Source organism: Stieleria sp. JC731 (genome assembly GCF_020966635.1).
In the GTDB taxonomy this organism is placed as follows: domain Bacteria; phylum Planctomycetota; class Planctomycetia; order Pirellulales; family Pirellulaceae; genus Stieleria.
In genome coordinates this window covers 820,566-836,513 of sequence record NZ_JAJKFQ010000001.1, presented here as the reverse complement: position 1 = coordinate 836,513, position 15,948 = coordinate 820,566, and the positions used below count along the sequence as shown (strand labels likewise).

The window sequence follows — 15,948 nt, the reverse complement described above, 5'->3', positions numbered from 1 at the left end:
CGGGTGTACAGTTTTAATCGAGGATCGCATCTTCGGGGCGATCTCGCCAACACCCTAAGTCCGATTTTTTGCATTTCTAGACGCGACGAATCCGAAATCCGATCCAGCTTTACGCCTCGATCGGCTTGTCCCAGCTAGCCATGGACTGGCCGGACCGCCGAAAAACGAATTCGTTGCAGCCCCAACCGCTGCCAACCGTGCGTAGATTGATCAGCTGAAACCCTTTGCGTTCCAGTGGCACCACGATCCGCTCCACCGTCGCTACCTCAAAAGGCATGCCACCGATCCAGTCAACCCAGTCGTACCAGGCTGACATCCCACGGTCGTACTTCTTCTTCTTCCAATCTGAAAATGGCAGCGGGTTGCGACCACGTACCAATCTCGCCAACGCAAATTTCAGCTCGTAAACCGATGCGATTCCCACCACCCAAGCCGGACGCATCCACGCGGGCAACTTGTGATAGGTCTGCTTAATCGCTAGCCAACGCCGACTCGCACCGCCTTGGTCGTTGTAAATGGCGATCGCCAAAATTCCGCCGGGGCGAACTTGATTTGACGCGCAACGAATTGCGTCATCCATTGCACCGGTATGATGCAGCACTCCCCAGCTATAAACCAAGTCATGCTGACCGAGCGATTCAAGCCACTCGCGATCCAAGACAGAACCTTGCATGATCCGCCAAGTTTGTCGCCGATCACTGTCTCTCTCTGGCCTGCCCTGCCCTTCACTGCCCTGCTCTGCCCCGCTCTGCCCTGCCCTGATTTGTTCCGCCCCGATTTGTTCAGCCCCGGCCGGCTGGGAAGCGTCCTCGGCTTGTTGGCCTGGATCAACCGTTGGACCGATTTCACGTTCCCGCAGTTGTTCGGTACATGCGACCGATTGCCGGTCATAGTCGATCGACGTGACGCTAGCGCCTAATCGCCATGCGGCCAGCGAAAACAGACCGCTTCCGCTACCGATGTCCAAGAAAGATTGACCCGCCAGCGGCAAGTCCGTAGGCAAGTCCTGGGGCGAGTCCGCAAGTCCAAGTAACTTGATCAGCGACTGACAGGCTTCGTCGATTCGTGACTGGTCAACAAAACGCAGGTAGGCTTGCCAGTTATCTCCAAAAGCAAACCGTGATTGACTCATTGTGTTTCCAAATCCAACAAGTATCGCTTCGCATCCAGGCCTCCCGGTGCGCTAAACCCGCGCAGCCCGCCCTGTTGACTTACAACACGATGGCAGGGAATTACCAAGACGACACGATTGCGTGCCATCGCTGCACCGACGGCGCGACTGGCGGCTTCATTTCCCGAACGTTTCGCCAGTTCCTTGTAGGTCAACGTTTGCCCACAATCGATCTGTTGGCAGCCCTCGTAAACACGCTTGGAAAACGCGGTTCGATCTCGGTGATCGATGGCAATGGAACCGAAATCAGACTGACCGGTCGCAAAGTACCGACTCAGTCGCTGATCCAAGTCGGTCGCCATCTCGTCTTCGTCGGCAGGAAGCACCTCTGCTGTGAAATCGGCTTCCGATTCCCATAGCAGCGAGTACAAACCGGCTTGAGTCCAAACCGATCTCATTTGACCTAAAGGCGAATCATGCCGATACGTTCGATAGGCGACATCACGCAGGACTTTTGGATGGTCAAGGCTGATCATCGTCTTCCTCCTCTGCCAACTCTCGTTTTGCGATAACGAATTGCACCGCATCAAAGGTTGCATGAGCCACAATTGGGATCAGCAAACTTCCGGTCGTGATCAATAACAACGCGAAGTAAATTCCCATCAGTGATGCGATCACCACATAAAGTTTGGTGATCGGATGCAGCATTCCGAAGGCAACCGAGGAAAAAACAACCGCCGCGACCAACAATGACATCGGTGCCAAAGTGAATTGTTCGCCGACATCATATGGATTGATGATCGATGAACTGGGATCTTCGATGGCAGCGAACCAAGGCAGCAAACAGCCGCGAAATGCCAGTTCCTCGCCGATACCGGCACATAAACTGAGAACGATCAGCTCCGCATAGCTGAGCGACAAAATCGCCTTCATTGTCGGGGCGTCACTCAATCGCTTGATCGCGTTGATTGACTTGTGCGGGATCTTCATCAACAACTGAACGACGATCAGCATTGGAAACGCGGCTGCGGCCCCAATGCCAATTTGCTTCGCCAAAGTCTCGGGATGGATGTCTTCGAACCGAGGCAGATATGCACGTGCGTCGAAACCAATGACCGCGGCGATAACCAAACCGACGATCCCGATAGCCAATTCAAAACCACAGGCCCAGGCAAACATCAGTTCGTCGGGCGATTCATTGATCGGAATCTGTTCTTCGTCCACGGATGTCAATCTAGTTCGATAAACTCGAGCGGTTGTTCCTGACGGACATCGGCGACACGAATGGCGGCTTCACCTTGAAGCAACTTTCGAAACGTCTTTCCGACGATCTCTCCACGCCAGCCCTGCAACAACGCTGGCACCTCGTCACCTTCCTTACGATCCAACTCGTACCCCAACACCTCTTTCACGTCGTCGGTGTTTCCGACGATTGACGGTGCGAGCTTGTTTTGCCGACTGATACATGCCATCGAAGTCGTCAAAAATTGGCTCAGCATGGGGGAAATGACAGATCGGTTCCGACGTGACTTTTTGGGAAGCTGGTCGTCGGGCGTGTCTAAAGCGATCTGAATCGCCGCAGCAATTTCCTCGTAGTGTGCACTATAGCCTCGCCAGTCCATGCCCCGGATGCTTCGAATCCGCTTGATGTCGGCTGATCCGCGTTTCGCCAACTCGACAATCAAGTCGTCTCGCATCACCCGGCGCGCGGGGCGGTCCAAGGTGGAAGCGCGTTTATCACGCCAACGCCAAAGCTGTCGCACGATTTCCAGCTGACGAGGCTTCAAGCCGGCACAGCCACTGACTCGGTGCCAGCTTTCCTGGTCTTCGTAGTCGACAACGTTCTGCTGCCGAATCTCGGTTTCTTCTTCCAGCCAATCGCTGCGTCCAAGTTCTTCGATCGCCTGCTTTTGCTGGACATAGATCTCTTCCAGATCCGTCACGTCCTGCAGCGCGTAATGAATCTGTTCTTGCGAAAGCGGGCGACGGCGCCAGTTGGTTCGCGACTCACCTTTGGCAAGCACTCGACCGGTCATTCGATTGACAAGGTTACCCAGCGAAATCGGATACTCCATCCCAGAGAACCCGGCCGCCAATTGGGTGTCAAACAGTCCGGCTATGGGCTTTCCGGCGAACCGATAACAGAACCGGGTTTCTTCACGAGCCGCGTGGGCCAGAACGGTCCTTCCCGGCTGAACGAGCAGGTCCCAAAATGGCCCTGTCGTGTGCATCTTTAGCGGATCAATGATCGCCAAACGCCCCGCCGCCGCGACTTGGATTAAACACAGCTGAGGCCGATATCGATCCTCCGATACAAATTCGGTATCAAAGGCAATTACGGGTGCATCAGACAACTCGTCACAAAATTGACGAAGTTCGTCGATCGCGGTGATCGATTCGTAGTCCAAGGGTGCGTCCAAATTCCAACATCAACATTGACTCGACGAGCCCCCCACTGGATCTCGGTCGACGAGAACACCAGAGTATTGGTCCTGATACAACAGAACCAAACGGCGAGGCCGACAACTGGCTGGGTAGGCATTTTGGCTGCAACGGATTCCAACGACAAATCTGTCACAGTCATGCCCCTACACTCTAACTAGCCGTGCGCGTGCTAACCAGCCCGACCATCCCCGCAGAGAGGCGGCATTGAGCAAACTAATTGCCCCAAAAGACCAGTCCGCTGATCGGCACGAAGACCAGCCAAACGAACAGCGTTACAAACGCCCCCATTTCATCCCTCGGTTATTGGTCAGCGTTCGTGACATCGACGAAATGCGGATAGCCTTGGCCGAAGGCATCGACCTGATTGACCTGAAAGAGCCAAATGACGGACCACTTTCAGCAACAGCCACTGACATCTGGACGCAAGCTTCGAACCTAACCGAACAGCTGCCCCCCCGGCAGATCGGTTTGTCGCTCGCGCTGGGCGAAGCCGATACCGCCATCCCGCTTTCAGCCCATGTTCCCCAGTCTGTCAGCTTTGCGAAAGCCGGCCCCAGCGGAATTGGGTCCAAGGACGAACTGACAAAGCTCTGGAACAGGCTTCGCTCACAACTCCCATCCCAAACAACGCTGGTCGCTGTTGCCTACGCCGACGCAGAACAAGCGAAGACCATTTCACCTGAACAAGTGATCGATGCGGCTGCCGATGCCGGACTAACCCACTTTTTGATCGATACCTTCAACAAACAGCACGGCTCTTCGCTCGAACTGCTGGGCACGGAACGACTCGCGCGGATCGCGCGGCAGGCACAAGACGTTGGTCTATGGTGGGCACTTGCCGGCTCATTGACGCTAAGCGACGCCCAAGAGTTGCTCGACCTGAAGATCCGGCCGAACTGTTTCGCCGTTCGGGGAGACGTGTGCCGGACCGATCGCCGAGGACAAATCGATGCGTTACTGATCCGCCATTGGAAGGCGATGCTTTCGGGTTGAGAAAGGCCTTCAGGCAAAACTGGCAAGCTCAACTCGCCGAGCGATCTCACTAGGCGATCTCACTTCACCAAGTCTGCTGACAGTGTCGTTAGTAGACACGATGCCGTTGCTAGACCCAGTCCAATCTAGACCCAGTCCAATCTAGACCCAGTCCAATCTAGACCCAGTCCAATCTAGACCCAGTCCAATCTAGACCCAGTCCAATCTAGACCCAGTCCAATCTAGACCCAGTCCAATCCGGTCAGCTTGTGCAAGCGTTCTTCAAAGTTTCCGATCAAGCCGCCCACCAAAGTCCACTCTGACTTTGCACGCAGTTCAATCTCGCCAAACTTATTAATCCGCACAATCGAATCACCTTTGACGCCGGCATCGTGCAGTTGCTTGAAATCGATTTCGCCCTCGTTGACGATGTCCAAGAGGGTCTTCCCCGTTAGTTCAATGAATTCCATGGCACCAACTCGTTGGATAAGCTCCCAGAATGTAATTTCCGACTGGCGGCGTTGACGAAATCCGTCGGTCAACCGGACCGATTTTCCTCGCCAAAGAAGCGCCCCGGTCCGGACTCGGCAACACGGGACCAGGGAAAATGCCACTGAAACGGTCGCGGTTTTAAACCGTCTCGCAACGCCACTGGACTTCGATCGACTAGAAAAGGGCTTGATTTCGACTCAAACCTGTCGCCGTCTACAGGATAATCCCGATCAAAAGATTCGTGCCGACCCATCCCCCAAGATTCACAAAAACCGCACGAATGACGCCTTAAGTTGCCGCGATCCTTTCAGAGCGCTATGCTTAACTAAACGCAACGCAAACTTCCTTTGGCAATCAAACTGACCATGCGATTTTCCCTTCCCCCCACCGCCCTGGCCGTCATCCTTGCCGCCTTTGCAGCAACTTCGCTGATCAAGCCATCGTCCGCAAAAGGCCAAACCAAAACGGAAGCTGCGAAAGAGACCGAGGCGGAATCAGATCAGCCGAACGAATCCGCTGCGAGCGAAGGGGAAAAATACCTCCGGATCCTCAAAGACGAACACGGTCGGAAACTTGCTCTTCAAACGGCGATCGTGCGTTATGAAGGGAAACCTGGCACCCGATATGACGGTGCGATCGTGGATTTGGTCGGTGTGGTCCACATCGGCGAACGAGACTACTACCGAGACTTAAACGACCGACTCGGTAAATACGAATCGGTGCTCTACGAACTCGTTGCTCCAGACGGAACACGCATCAAACCGGAAGACCTCAAGAACCGTCGTTCGATCGTTGCGTCCATGCAGTCAGGCATGAAAGACATGCTGAACTTGGAGTATCAATTGGAACGGATCGATTACATGGCCGAGAACTTTCGCCATGCCGACATGAGCCCGGAAGAATTCTCCGAAGACCTGGAACGCCGTGGCGACAGCGTTGTCAAAATGCTCGCCCGCATGATGGGAGCAGGCTTGGCAACTCAAGCTAAATCGGGCGGGGATGTCGGTGTCTTGATGGCGCTATTTAGCAACGATCGACCCACAGCAATGAAAAACGCGATGGCCAAACAGTTGATCGACATGGAAGCGGTGACAGCTGGAATCAACGATGCCAATGGCGAAAACACTTTGATCAAAGGACGCAATGCCAAGGCGTTTGAGATCCTTCGCGAAGAACTCGCCGACGGCAAAAAGTCGATCGCGGTTTTCTATGGCGCTGGGCACCTCAGCGACATGGCCGATCGCCTTGAAAAGGATTTTGGGATGAAAACCACCAAGACGACTTGGCTTGATGCCTGGAAATTGAACGCGTCGGAGTAATCGCCCAGGCGAAAAGCAATCGCTAAGCGGCAACTCGTTCAAGCGAATCCGACGCTTGAGACTTGGTCTGCTTCGAACGCTTCTTAACCAAACAAGAGTGCCGCGCCTCTTCTGGATCGGTTTCGCCTTCCAGCTTTAATAGTGCCAACCGAATGCGATCGGCATGCTCACTGACCGGTTCATCCGGCTGCGGATAAATCGGCTCGCCAAAACAGCAGTCGATCCGTGAAAACGGAAGCGGGATTTGCATTCGATCCCAAGAACGCTTGATGACCACACGCGATGTCGGAATGAAGGACAACGGGAGTACTGGCACGCCCGTTTTTTGCGAAAGCATTGCGACACCAGGGTGAACTTTTCCGCGTGGTCCTTTGGGCCCGTCGACTGCCAAGTATGCCGGCGAGTCACTCTGCACATGATTGACGAGTGCCAGCAGAGCTGCCGCTCCACCTTTGCGCCGGGCGCCACCGCTGCCACGGATCGGGATCACGCCGCACTTTTCGAGAACCTTGGCGATCAGTTCACCGTCTTCGCTGCGCGAAACCAATGCGCCCGTTCCAGGTTCAGCCGGAACGACCGTGGCAAGCTGCTGCGCGTGTAATGCAGCGTAGATGTAGGTCTGACCTTGGTTGCGAATCTCAGCACGCGGATCATTGATCGGTCGGATTCGACAAGTCAGCTGAAGGAGCCTGACATAACCAATGAGCACATATGAAAATAAACGCTTAATCACCGGACCACATTCCGACTTTTCTTGCTAGCAAATCAAATCTTCATACGAAGATGCAGGGGCGAAGATCCATAAATAGAACGGTTCGCCCAGCCAGACAAGACAGATTTCAACCGAGGTTCAGATCAAGTTACGACGGCTGAGCCGTGATCGCGTTAGCGACGGTTTCGGGATTAAATGCTGATCCATCCTGCACACATAATCGCACGCTAGCGCGTGGCGGCTGATAGATCTATCAAACTGAGCCGTGATCGCGCTAGCGACGGTTGCTGGATTAAATGCTGACCCATCCTGCGCCCGTAACCGCACGCTAGCGCGTGGCGGCTGATAGATCTATCAAACTGAGCCGTGATCGCGCTAGCGACGGTTGCTGGGTTTAATGCTGCCCCATCCTGCGCACATATGATGGATGTTGAAGCAGTAGGTTGTCCTAAACCACACTGGCTCCCCTCTCCTTCAAAGCCTTCGCGATAACAACGCTGACATCCCAATGGAACTTCCCGCGAAGGTTTTGAGGGAGAGGGGCCGGGGGTGAGGGTGCCAGCGGTCGGATATGCCATCGCGAAGACGACGGTACGGTAGACCCCGGGGATAACCGCACGCTAGCGCGTGGCGGCTGATAGATCTATCAAACTGAGCCGGAATCGCGCTAGCGACGGTTGCTGGATTAAATGCTGATCCATCCTGCGCACATAACCGCACGCTAGCGCGTGGCGGCTGATGGATCTAACAAACTGAGCCGTGATCGCGCTAGCGACGGTTGCTTGATTTAGATCGCTTACTGGCCGCCAGACGGATTGTCGATCCACACTTGAAAGCATGGAGAACACAGTAGCATCCTGCGACGGCAGAACACTTGATTCTCAGCATCCACTCGTGGGGTCGATTCCATCTGCTGAATCACCTTGCCCCATTCCAACTCGATTTCTTCAAGCGAAAGCTGATTGGGAGAATCCAAGATCGGTGGCGACGAATCGACTCGGGCATTGATGTCGACTTCGTAGTATTCGCCTCGCCCTTGATAAAGTTCTTTCAGACATCGATCACATAAACCGACGGATTCGTCTGGCACTTCATGCATGGCATGTCCCCCGACAAGAGAAGCAGAAAAGATCAGGGCTGACGGAGACAGGTAGCAAGTACACGCAGCAATGTCGAATAGAAAGTTCGGCAATCGATCAAACTGCAGCAGGAAGCTTGCTTTGAAGCGCCCTCTCGGTCAACGAAATCAGTCTAACAGATTGTCGAGTACCTCCATCCAAAAAAATGGGACGGACGCAGACGACATGTGCGGTACCCACGGGGCTGCATTTTACAAATCAAGCAGGGCAAATATGAAGCACGCCCTGACATGGCGTACCACTGCCAATTGATCATTCGTTGTCACCAAGCCTTTGTAAACCAACCGATGCAGCTTCGCTTGTCATAAGATGCTTTGGTGCTTCGTCGCATCCGTCACGCCAACCCGTTGGAGTCTGCCGTGGTCGAAACAACCCATTTCACACCCAGCAACGGGTATCGGAAGCAGTCCAGATCAAAGATTGCCGGCGTGCCGCTCTACGACATCGCGTTCGGACCTGACGCAAACGAAGGTAAGAACTTTGGACATGCGCGAGGCATCATCGCGATCGGAGACGTTGCCACGGGAGTGATCGCGTTGGGGGGGATAGCGAGGGGCGTGATCGCAATCGGAGGTTTGGCAATCGGGTTGATTTCTCTCGGCGGCTGCGCGATCGGGCTGACCGCAGCAGTTGGCGGACTGGCGATCGGTACCCTGGCGATCGGCGGCTTGGCACTCGGATTGATCGCAATCGGTGGTGCGGCACTGGGTATCATTGCGATCGGTGGTGGATCGATCGGTTACTATGCCTGTGGCGGCGCCGCGATCGGAAAATACACGCTAAGCGGGTTCACCCAAGACCCGGAAGCGATCACGTTTTTTCAACAGTGGCTGCCCAATACGTTTCAAGACACCATGACGCACAACAACCAACTCGATCAAAGCTTTCTTGATCGCTGATCGGTTTGGTTTAGGCATCTGACAGGCCACTTGAATGACCGGGCCACTTTAAAATGGCGACTTATTGATTCTCAGATTCGGTCTCTCCAAACGTCGCCTTCGACTCCGCGAACCAGCCAGAAAGAACACGCCTTCCACAGAGTGAAAGGCGACAATCAAAGTCACAATGCATCGACATTATTTTCTAAATGCGACCTGTCATTGCCTGATCTGGTGCGTTGTCACCACATCTGTTCTAGCGACGACATCTCTATCGGCCCAATCTCTATCGGCCCAGGACACCGCTGATGCGACGCGATTGAACGTCGTCTGGAATCTTGGCCAATGGCAAACGTCACCGCCGATGAAATGGCTTGATGACCAAAGCCCGATTCGCTCGCTGACTTATCAAAACGAGTCCTATCAGGATGAGCCGACCGACGTGTTTGCTTTCTACGCCACCCCCGGCTCGATCCATGGCGATGAAGACCTAGACCATGACTTACCTGCGGTCGTCTTGATCCACGGTGGTGGCGGGACCGCATTTGCAGAATGGGTTCACCTATGGGCAGAGCGAGGATATGCCGCGATCGCGATGGACCTTTCTGGCCGGCGCCCCGAAGCTCCACAGTTTGATGAAGAGAGTGGACGTTTCATCCCGAACATCCGAGTCGAGCGAACTCGACTCGAACGTGGAGGCCCCGAAGCGGATCACCACCACAAATTTGAAACGTGTGGCGAAGACCTTAGCGATGACTGGCAAGTTCATGCGGTTGCAGCCGTGATGAGAGCCCATTCGCTTATCCGAAGTTTTCCCGAAGTTGACGAGCAACGCACCGCGGTCACAGGAATCAGCTGGGGCGGCTACATGACCTGTCTCGCGGCGTCACTCGATTCAAGGTTTAAAGCGGCGGTCCCGGTCTACGGATGTGGCTTTCTGTATGAAGGAGAATCAGTACAAAAGCCCATGATCGATGGCTTGCCGAAGACAAAGCAAAAGTTTTGGATTCAGAACTACGATCCGTCGGCATGGCTTTCACGCTGCCGCGTCCCCATCTTGTTTGTCAACGGAACCAACGACAAACATTATCCGCTTGATAGTTACATGAAGAGCTTCGCCGCGGTTCCGGGGACCAAGCAACTACGGATCGAAGTGGCGATGCGACACGGGCATCGGCCAGGCTGGGAACCGATCGAGATTGCTGCCTTTATTGACCACTACCTTCGCGACGAGCCTGCTTTGCCTCTCATAAACGATGCCCATATAAGCGGACAAAGGGTCACGGCAAAGGTCATGTCGACAACATCGATCCGATCGGCATCGCTAAATTTCACAGCGGACGACGGACCTTTAGTCGATCGAACTTGGCAGACTCGAACGGCGGAGCTTTCTGGAAACCGTGTCACGGCGGAAATCCCCGAAAACGCCAACGTGTGGTACCTCTCGGTGACGGACGATCGCGGCATGATGACCAGCAGTGCTGTCTCATTCCCAGCACGCCCCGGGCCGGCATCCGATGACGTGGGACAAAGTCAGGATCATTAACGAATTTCCTGCCCGCAATCGCTACAATGGTTTGTCTCCCAAAACAGCTTGCCTTATCACTCCATCTTGGAATTCAAACCATGCGGTTACGCAGCAGAATACTTGCAACGATTTGTCTGGTCGCGATGGCCGGACAAAGCTCTTCGGCAGACGACGCGAAGCCGCTGCCCCGTGCAACGCCAGAATCCCAAGGCGTCTCCTCAGTCGCCATCAATGACTTTGTCAAAGCCGCCGACGAAAGCGTCGACAGCATGCACAGCTTTATGCTGATCCGCCACGGAAAGGTAGTCGCCGAAGGTTGGTGGAATCCGGAATCGGCCGATAAACCACACGTGCTGTGGTCACTCAGCAAAAGCTTTACCTCCACCGCTGTCGGGCTCGCCGTCGAAGAAGGGCACTTGGACATCGATGCCTCCGTTCTGGACTTTTTCCCAGACCAAGCACCAGCCGAACCGTCCGATCACTTAAAAGCGATGCGGGTTCGTGACTTGCTGACAATGACAACAGGGCAAGAACCGCTACCGAGGTTAACCGAAGACGATCACTGGGTTCAAAAGTTCCTGGCGGCTCCGGTCCCGCATCAGCCTGGAACCAAGTTTCTGTACAACACGCCGGCAACTTACATGCAGTCGGCGATTGTTCAAAAGGTGACTGGCGAAACCGTGTTGGATTATCTGACACCGCGGTTGTTTGAAGCGCTCGGCATTGAAAAGCCAGTCTGGGATCAAAGCCCACAAGGCGTTTCACTTGGCGGCTACGGTCTGTATTTGAAAACAGAAGACATCGCGAAGTTCGGTCAACTGTATCTGCAAAAGGGAAAGTGGGACGGCAAGCAACTGATTCCCGCTGACTGGATTCGCTTGGCGACCACCAAACAAACCGAAAACGCTGACGCCCCCAGTGGCGGCAACCCGGACTGGCGTCAAGGTTACGGGTTCCAGTTTTGGCGATGCCGCCATGGCAACTATCGTGGCGACGGCAAAGACGGCCAATTCTGTGTGGTCATGCCCAAGGCTGACGCGGTTGTTGTCATGACCGCAAATACCAAGAACCTTCAGAATCAACTGGCTCTTGTCTGGGAACACCTGCTTCCCGCGATGGACTCAAGCCCGCTGCCCGAGAACGCCGCCGCACTCAGTGACCTACAAACCACTCTTGGTCACCTAAAGGCGACTCGCTAAAGCGGCCAAGTCCCTTCGGCAAACCTTATTCAGGTAAGCCTTCGACTTCCATCACCGGGCGAATCTCTGCGATTCCCCGGCGAGCACCCGGGATTCGTTTCGCGACTTCGATCGCCTGATCCATGTCATCGACGTCGATCAAGAAATAGCCGCCGAGCACTTCTTTTGTTTCCGCAAATGGCCCATCCTGCACGGACGCCTTTCCGTCGCGGACACGGACGCACTTCGCCCTCGATGCTTTCTCAAGTGGGGCGGCAGCCAGGAACTGTCCTTTTTCATTGAGGTCATGGCAAACTTGGACCGACTCGGCGATTGCTTCACGATGCTCTTCGCCTGGCCAAGCATCTTCGCGTCCATACATCAAAACTAAAAACTTCATTCTGTAGTTAACCTTGTTGGCCCCATGGGAGAATTGGATTCACTTCGTTGCATCGCGGATTCGTGTTGCAAAGATGTTCCTAATGTGATGCTCAGACTAGGCATCCTCCGAAACAGTCGCCGCCGTCGATAGGGGCTGCGTTGATAGGGGCTGCGTTGATAGGGGCTGCGATCCGAAAGCTAACTGAAAGACACGTCGATCCCGAAGCCCCAACGCGACCCAGACGATCACGCCAAGGATGATCGGAAAAATGAATGGATCTGAAATGCGAACGTGTGTCGCGACTGCTCCCCCAAGATAAGCACTGATCAGGATTGCTCCGATGAATGCCGTGCGAGGAATCAAGAACAGGATCGCAATCGCCACTTCGACGATCCCGATGTAGACCATCACGTCTTCAGCCCATCCCAGTTTGGCAAACATCTCTTCTTTGTTTTCAAAATCGAAAAACTTACCTTGGGCACTTAACACGGCCATCATCAAAAACACCAGCACGCTAAGGACCCATCCAACGATCTTCGACTTTTTCATTTCTATCTCCGGACATCCAAGTGACCACTGACATTGCGGTCAGTTGCAGAATTCAATCAGGTTTTACTGGCCGCGATGCAGATTCTTTCAGCGATTGATCGCAGATTATGGCCTGTAAAAATAGGCAAGAAACGACCGGGGCTCTCCTGATAGTCGTCGGCTCGGATGTCGAATCGACAAATTAAGATCACTTTGCCGAAAATTGCGGCTTCATTGATGCAAAGTCCGTCTCAAATCGCCTCTGACGCGCAGCAGGGGAATTGCAATTGCACTACATTACCCGCTCCCAGACATCGCGATTCCCGAGGCGGCGCGTTAGCGCGATGACTTGACCCAATGACCATCCCAAGAGCTTCGTCGAGTAGACGTCGAATGGATTCAGATGATGGGTTTATGCGCGCCCTTTCAGCGCATGATGCAGCCGTATCACAGCTCGGATTACCAATCTGGATCGGAGCTGAACCGACTTTTACCGACCGATTCTCCGAAGCCCCTGAATGGCTATTCTGCGCGCTCGGCGAACAGAAACGGGCGCGTGCCGAAGCAGTCTTTGCCAGACTTGCCGCTCAGTATTCAAATGCGGCGGTACTTTGCTGTGTCGGACGACAATACGAAGACGAAGAGACTCCCCGCTGGAACTATGGGTTGTATGCCCGTCGCGATGGTGGCACCGTCTGGAAAGGTCCGCCCGATCCGTTGCTCGTCGAAACAGACCCGCCAGCCGGCGCCGAACCTGAAAGAACGGCTGCGTATGGCGAAGCTTTCGCGAAAAAGCTCAATGAAAAGCTGAACGAAAAAGGGTTCACCGCAGCGACGCTTCAACCGCCGCATCAGGATCGTGTTGTCTTTCGTCTCGACGACGTCCAACCGAACGTCGATACCAACGCGCGTCCCGCCTTGCTTCGCATGCCATTGGGATCGGAACGAATCGAAGGCGTCGAAGTCTGTGATGAGCTATCACCCGAAGGCGACTTTCTTGTCGTTTGCGTCGATGAAGATTCGTCGATGAAAATCGAGTTGCCGTCGATTTGCGATGTCGAACTCTTTTGTCAATTGCTGGATTTAATTTCGCAAACAGCCAACGAACTTGCGATTCCCTCGATCAGGTTAGGTGGATTTCCACCGCCTATCGACGACACGATCTCATGGATGACGATCACAGCTGACCCCGCGGTCATCGAAGTCAACATGGCCCCAGCAAATCAGGTTGTGGGACTGTGGCAAAGCTTGAAAGAATTGCAAACAGCGGCAAACGCCGAAGGGCTTGAATCGTATCGACTGCAGTACAACGGCGAAGAGAGTGACTCCGGGGGCGGTGGGCAAATCACACTCGGCGGCCCCAGTGCGATGGCAAGTCCATTCCTTCGGATCCCAGGAATGCTGCCCAGCTTGATTCGATATTTCAATCAGCATCCATCATTGTCGTACCTACATGCTTTTGCATCGATCGGTCCGGCAAGCCAAGCACCCCGTGTCGATGAAGGCGTACGTGGGACGACAAATGAGCTGAAATTGACGCTCGACTTACTTAGTCGTCTCGGCAATCCATCGCCAGAAGTCATCTGGGGAGCGCTTGCGTCATTTTTGGCAGATCCGGGCGGCAATACGCACCGGGCCGAGATCAACATCGAGAAGCTTTGGAACCCTTATCTCGGAAACCGCGGCAAGCTTGGATTGGTCGAATTTCGTTCTTTCCGAATGGGCCCTGTTCCTGAAACCACCGCATCACTTGCGGCATTACTTCGATCGATCGTCGCGATGCTTGCGGCGCATCGATTTGATGAACCGTTGATCGAATGGGGTAATGAACTTCACGAACGATTTTCACTGCCCTTCTATCTTCACCGAGACTTGCGTCTAGTCCTGGACGATCTTCGCCGGAATGGATTTGAACTTGGCGAGCCGATTGTGAAGTACTTGATGCGTGATAAGGACTTGGTGATCTCGCGATTCGAACTCGGGAACACACGCGTAGAGATGCGCCGCGCGATGGAGTTTTGGCCGCTCGTAGGCGATGTCTCGATGCAACGGGGAGGCTCGAGAACCATCGATGCCAGCACGCACCGGATCGAAATTAGGCTGGTGAATGAACAGAACCCTGAAAGTCTTGATGGATGGACATTGGGATATGGCAACTGGGCCATTCCCTTGCAGGGCGTAGACGATGACGGAACCATCCGCCTGATCGGATTGCGTTATCGCAGCTTTGTTCCACAACAAGGACTGCACCCGACGTTACCTGCGCAAGATCCACTGACGCTGACGCTATCGCATCCCGATGATCGGCATTGGCAAATCAACCTTCACCAGTGGGAACCAAATGGCCAAGCCTATCCAGGCCTACCAGTGGACCTCACTGACGCAAGGTCGCGTCGGCAAGCACGATGTGTCGTCAAACAACTTCATCGCGCCCCCGACGCCGGGCAACCGCCACGCCAAGAGGCAATCGGCGACCATATCGTCGACCTGCGCTGGCACTAAGAGGTCTCGGAATCTCTATTTGATAGATAGGGTGATCCTCGTGACGCATGGTGCTTCGGTTAGGACACCATGCCCATCGCCAAGAAGTTGATCTTCCGCTCAGCAAGGCGACTGAGCGTTTGATTGGCATGCCCTTCTTCGTTCAGCGTTTCTTGCAGAATGTCTGCGGCGTTTTGGTGACCGAGCTTTTCAGCGAACGTGCGTGCTGTGCCATACCCAGCCATTTCGTAGTGCTCGACGCGCTGTGCCGCTGCAATCAGCGCCGCATCCAAAACAGATGGCTCGATGTCGCTCTTAAGAATGCTCTCACATTCCTTGATCAGACCTTCCATCGCAGCACATTTATGTCCACCGGGTTCAAACTCTAAGTCCGTGAAGATGTTCTCCAGGCGTGAAACGTGAGTCTTCGTCTCTTGCAGATGGTTCTCGAACGCAGCTTTCAGTTCGTCGTTTGATGCCGCTTCCTGCATCTTCGGCAGTGCATCCAAAAGCTGAGTCTCGGCACTGTATAGGTCTTTCAGTTCATGAACAAACAGTTTGTAAAGTGAATCGAGTTTCATCGCTATTCCTTTCAAGTCGGTGCTTAATGTGTGGTGGCAAAGGGTCTGAAGTACACTCGCTGGCATCTGATTCAATCGATGCGAAACAAGTACTTAAACAGGCAGATACTGATTGCCCGTGCATCCGTGTTTGCCACTGTGAGTGCGGAAGTGCGAAGACGCAGATTGCGTACCAGTGCCCAAATCCAGGCTCAAAAGGCTA

Annotated in this window: 16 protein-coding genes; 6 read left to right on the top strand and 10 right to left on the bottom strand. The window is 54.2% G+C overall.

The window, feature by feature from the left end; genetic code table 11:
- Positions 1-109: 109 nt before the first annotated feature.
- From LOC67_RS02665 to LOC67_RS02650, 4 genes are read right to left on the bottom strand one after another with little or no spacing between them, the layout of a single operon-like run.
- Positions 110-1,132: a class I SAM-dependent methyltransferase gene (locus LOC67_RS02665; RefSeq protein WP_230260963.1), complete on the bottom strand. Its 1,023-nt coding sequence runs from the start codon at positions 1,130-1,132 to the stop codon at positions 110-112.
- Entirely contained in the window at positions 1,129-1,647 is a 519-nt protein-coding gene (locus LOC67_RS02660; protein WP_230260962.1) for a methylated-DNA--[protein]-cysteine S-methyltransferase, read from the bottom strand. The genes LOC67_RS02665 and LOC67_RS02660 overlap by 4 nt, the downstream gene beginning before the upstream one ends.
- Positions 1,634-2,335, bottom strand: coding sequence for a CPBP family intramembrane glutamic endopeptidase (locus tag LOC67_RS02655; RefSeq protein WP_230261582.1), 702 nt, complete (start codon positions 2,333-2,335; stop codon positions 1,634-1,636). Before LOC67_RS02655 ends, LOC67_RS02660 begins: the two co-directional genes overlap by 14 nt.
- Before the next feature lie 5 nt (positions 2,336-2,340).
- Positions 2,341-3,531 (bottom strand): ribonuclease D, encoded by a 1,191-nt coding sequence (locus LOC67_RS02650; protein WP_230260961.1) that lies wholly within the window; start codon positions 3,529-3,531, stop codon positions 2,341-2,343.
- A gap of 229 nt (positions 3,532-3,760) precedes the next feature.
- On the opposite strand from LOC67_RS02650, the gene LOC67_RS02645 reads away from it, so the two are divergent.
- On the top strand, positions 3,761-4,549 hold the full coding sequence (locus LOC67_RS02645) for a (5-formylfuran-3-yl)methyl phosphate synthase (protein WP_230260960.1): 789 nt from the start codon (positions 3,761-3,763) through the stop codon (positions 4,547-4,549).
- 221 nt (positions 4,550-4,770) lie between these two features.
- On the opposite strand, the gene LOC67_RS02640 is transcribed toward LOC67_RS02645, so the two are convergent.
- A complete protein-coding gene (locus LOC67_RS02640; protein WP_149497527.1) occupies positions 4,771-4,998 on the bottom strand; it encodes a hypothetical protein in 228 nt (75 codons plus the stop codon).
- Positions 4,999-5,385: 387 nt separating this feature from the next.
- On the opposite strand from LOC67_RS02640, the gene LOC67_RS02635 reads away from it, so the two are divergent.
- Positions 5,386-6,339, top strand: coding sequence for a TraB/GumN family protein (locus LOC67_RS02635; RefSeq protein WP_230260959.1), 954 nt, complete (start codon positions 5,386-5,388; stop codon positions 6,337-6,339).
- Positions 6,340-6,361: 22 nt separating this feature from the next.
- Here the strand turns inward: LOC67_RS02635 and LOC67_RS02630 are convergent, their stop codons facing one another.
- Positions 6,362-7,072: a lysophospholipid acyltransferase family protein gene (locus tag LOC67_RS02630; RefSeq protein WP_230260958.1), complete on the bottom strand. Its 711-nt coding sequence runs from the start codon at positions 7,070-7,072 to the stop codon at positions 6,362-6,364.
- Positions 7,073-7,847: 775 nt separating this feature from the next.
- Complete coding sequence (locus tag LOC67_RS02625) at positions 7,848-8,150, bottom strand: hypothetical protein (protein WP_230260957.1); 303 nt, start codon at positions 8,148-8,150, stop codon at positions 7,848-7,850.
- Between the two features lie 357 nt (positions 8,151-8,507).
- On the opposite strand from LOC67_RS02625, the gene LOC67_RS02620 reads away from it, so the two are divergent.
- The 3 genes from LOC67_RS02620 to LOC67_RS02610 all read left to right on the top strand — a co-directional run bounded on the left by LOC67_RS02620 (position 8,508) and on the right by LOC67_RS02610 (position 11,795).
- Complete coding sequence (locus LOC67_RS02620; protein ID WP_230260956.1) at positions 8,508-9,089, top strand: hypothetical protein; 582 nt, start codon at positions 8,508-8,510, stop codon at positions 9,087-9,089.
- 166 nt (positions 9,090-9,255) lie between these two features.
- Entirely contained in the window at positions 9,256-10,614 is a 1,359-nt protein-coding gene (locus LOC67_RS02615; RefSeq protein WP_230260955.1) for an alpha/beta hydrolase family protein, read from the top strand.
- A gap of 80 nt (positions 10,615-10,694) precedes the next feature.
- Entirely contained in the window at positions 10,695-11,795 is a 1,101-nt protein-coding gene (locus tag LOC67_RS02610; protein ID WP_230260954.1) for a serine hydrolase domain-containing protein, read from the top strand.
- 25 nt (positions 11,796-11,820) lie between these two features.
- Here the strand turns inward: LOC67_RS02610 and LOC67_RS02605 are convergent, their stop codons facing one another.
- Positions 11,821-12,174, bottom strand: coding sequence for a YciI family protein (locus LOC67_RS02605; protein WP_230260953.1), 354 nt, complete (start codon positions 12,172-12,174; stop codon positions 11,821-11,823).
- Positions 12,175-12,270: 96 nt separating this feature from the next.
- On the bottom strand, positions 12,271-12,705 hold the full coding sequence (locus LOC67_RS02600) for a DoxX family protein (RefSeq protein WP_230260952.1): 435 nt from the start codon (positions 12,703-12,705) through the stop codon (positions 12,271-12,273).
- 393 nt (positions 12,706-13,098) lie between these two features.
- Here LOC67_RS02600 and LOC67_RS02595 point away from each other — a divergent pair, with 393 nt between their 5' ends.
- The gene (locus LOC67_RS02595; RefSeq protein ID WP_230260951.1) at positions 13,099-15,186 is read left to right on the top strand and encodes a transglutaminase family protein; all 2,088 of its coding nucleotides are present in this window, start codon (positions 13,099-13,101) and stop codon (positions 15,184-15,186) included.
- A gap of 59 nt (positions 15,187-15,245) precedes the next feature.
- Here LOC67_RS02595 and LOC67_RS02590 read toward each other — a convergent pair whose 3' ends face one another.
- Positions 15,246-15,746: a ferritin-like domain-containing protein gene (locus LOC67_RS02590; protein ID WP_230260950.1), complete on the bottom strand. Its 501-nt coding sequence runs from the start codon at positions 15,744-15,746 to the stop codon at positions 15,246-15,248.
- Between the last annotated feature and the right edge of the window lie 202 nt (positions 15,747-15,948).